Annotated in this window: 1 protein-coding gene; it reads left to right on the top strand. The window is 66.3% G+C overall.

All coding sequences use genetic code 11. The features are described from left to right. The coding region (locus tag FJ942_RS28675; RefSeq protein WP_246679908.1) for a DUF5801 repeats-in-toxin domain-containing protein at positions 1–2040 on the top strand (2040 nt) is incomplete at both ends.

The following is a 2040-nucleotide window of genomic DNA, read 5'->3' as shown; positions in this document are numbered from 1 at the left end:
TTCGACGACGACGGGCCGAAGGTGACGGCTGTCGCCGCCACCGGCGTTACGGTAGCGCTTGACGAGACGGCGACCACGAGCACCCCGGCTGGGATCGACACTGGTACGGTCACCAAGGGCGAGGATCCCGATGTCGGCGGCACCGGCGCGATCGCGCACGGCACCAGCGACAGTGCCTTCGTCAACATCACGGCGCTGTTCGGCGCCGACGGTCCGGCCGTTTCGGGCAGCACCGTCTATGCGCTAAGCGTCACCAATGCGGTCTCCGGCCTTGCCGTCACCGACGGCTCGCTGATCACCTTGCAGACGCTGGCCAACGGCGTCCTGGTCGGCGTCGTGCAGGGCGGAACGTTCGATGGCGATGCGGCGTTCGCGCTGTCGATCGATCCGGCCACCGGCAAGGTGACCGTCGAGCAATATCTGTCGCTTCATCATTCGGACGCCTCCAATCCGGACGACACGGTGGTGCTGGGCCTGCATTCGGTCGCAGTGAGCGTGACCGTCACGGATGGCGACGGCGACACCGCCAGCGCCAGCGCCGATGTCTCGGGCCAGATCAGCTTCGACGACGATGGTCCGAGCCTGACCATCTCGCAGCCGAACGGTGCCTTGAACGGCCTGTTCCTGGACGGCTTCGTCCCCAATGGCGACGCCTGGGGTGCGGGCAGCGGCACCACGACCGGTCCCGCCGGCGCCTGGACCGTCACGGCCTCGCCCTACGAGGGCGCCAGCAGCATCGAATTGCAGAAGGTCGGTGACGGCTATCGCGGTGCAGACAGCCCGACCAACAGCGTTATGGTCGACCTCGAGGCCAGCCCCGGCAACATCCAGATCTCGCAGACGCTGCATGGCCTCAGCGCCGGCGAATACCGCATCTCCTTCGAGATCGGCGCCGCCAACGACACCAGCCTCCTACACAGCGCCAAGCTCGAAGTGCTGTGGAACGGCGTCTCGGTCGGAACCTACAATCCCACGTCGGGCGTCATGCAGACCATCGCCATCGACGTCACGGCGACGGCCGGCGACAACTCACTGACGTTCCGTGAAATCGGCGAACAGGGCGACAACACCGGCACCTTCCTTGCCAACATCAAGGTCGGCGACATCATCGTTATCGACGAGACCGCAGGTGTCGATGCCGATTCCGACGACACCACCGATCCTGCCGTGGCGGCCCTGTTTGCCGGCGTCAATGCCGGGACCGATCCCGACATGCCGCTGCACCAATATGCGCAAGGCAGCGGCGGCGTCGTGAACGCCACGGCGCTGTTCGGCGCCGACGGACCGGCAGCGAAAGCTTCGCTCGTCTATGCGCTCACCCTTGCCAGCAATACGGGCGTGGATTCCGACCTGAAGACCACCGATGGCCACGCAATCTCGCTGTTCAACGACGGCCACGGCCACATCATCGGCGTCTATGACGCCAACAACAACGGCGTTACCGCCACCGACAAGGTCGCCTTCGCGCTGCATGTCGATGCCGCCACCGGCCAGGTCGCGGTTGCGCAATACGTCTCGCTCCACCATCCCGACACCAGCAGCAACGACGAGGGCATCGCGCTCGGCGCCGGCTCGGTCTCGGTCACCGTCACGGCGACCGACGGCGACGGCGACCACGTCACACAAAGCGCCGACATCTCCCAGACCATCGTCTTCGAGGATGATGGGCCGAAGGTCCTGAGCGGCCATGCCGCGCCGGTGACGATCGACGAGGACGACATTGCCAGCCTGCTGTCGCAGGGAACCTCGCCCTATGACGGGTCCGGCGACGGTTCGGGCACGGAATTCCCATTCGGTGCGGCGATCGCATCCGGCTCGCTGAACGGGCTTGTCGACTTCGGCGCCGACGGCCCGGCCGCCGGCGGCGGTTTCGGCTTCACCGGTACGGCGGCCGCAGACCTGACGGCCATCGGGCTGTCGTCGAAGGGCGTAGAGCTGAGCTGGGCGGTCCAGGGCAACACGTTGGTCGGCTTTGTCGACAGCAACCATAACGGCGCTTACAACGGGCTTAGCGACCGCACCGTGATGACGGTGACGCTG

The organism is Mesorhizobium sp. B2-4-2 (assembly GCF_006442845.1).
Lineage (GTDB): Bacteria > Pseudomonadota > Alphaproteobacteria > Rhizobiales > Rhizobiaceae > Mesorhizobium.
Note: the sequence above shows the minus strand (reverse complement) of the source record. Positions and strands in the feature narration are given on the sequence as shown.